Below are 448 nucleotides of genomic sequence, written 5' to 3' on the forward strand. Positions count from 1 at the left end.
AAAAGAGGCTTGAATCCAGCCATTGAATCAACCGATGACGAATACTGCCTTAAGATGAAATTTGCCCTGTTGTACAGAACGGCTGATGATCTGCAGATATCCCTGCAATAGTCATAGAGTATATGGTTTTTGCTTATTCTGTATTGCCTTGTCCTGTACACGGTTGTAAATTCCTTGTTAGTATTCTATAGTTAGTATTATAGCACACTTTTCAGGAATTGGCAAACATTTGTTCTCTTTAGATACGGAGTAAATATATGCAAAAATCAATAGCAGAATCAGATATTTTGGACGAATTCAGAAGAGGCTCTCATTCCGTATACAAACTCACATACCGTGTGATTTTTGTGACTAAATACAGAAAGAAAGTGATCACAGATGAGATTGGTGATTTCATGAAGAATTACGCCGCTTACCTCTGTGGACGCATGAACAGCGAACTCATTTC

At 37.7% G+C, this 448-nt stretch carries 1 protein-coding gene; it reads left to right on the top strand.

All coding sequences use genetic code 11. The annotated features are described in order from the left end of the window. Positions 1-257 precede the first annotated feature (257 nt). The coding region (locus D6855_RS16595) for a transposase (protein ID WP_199712478.1) at positions 258-448 on the top strand (191 nt) is incomplete at its 3' end.

It is taken from the genome of Butyrivibrio sp. CB08, assembly GCF_003625485.1.
In the GTDB taxonomy this organism is placed as follows: Bacteria; Bacillota; Clostridia; order Lachnospirales; family Lachnospiraceae; genus Butyrivibrio.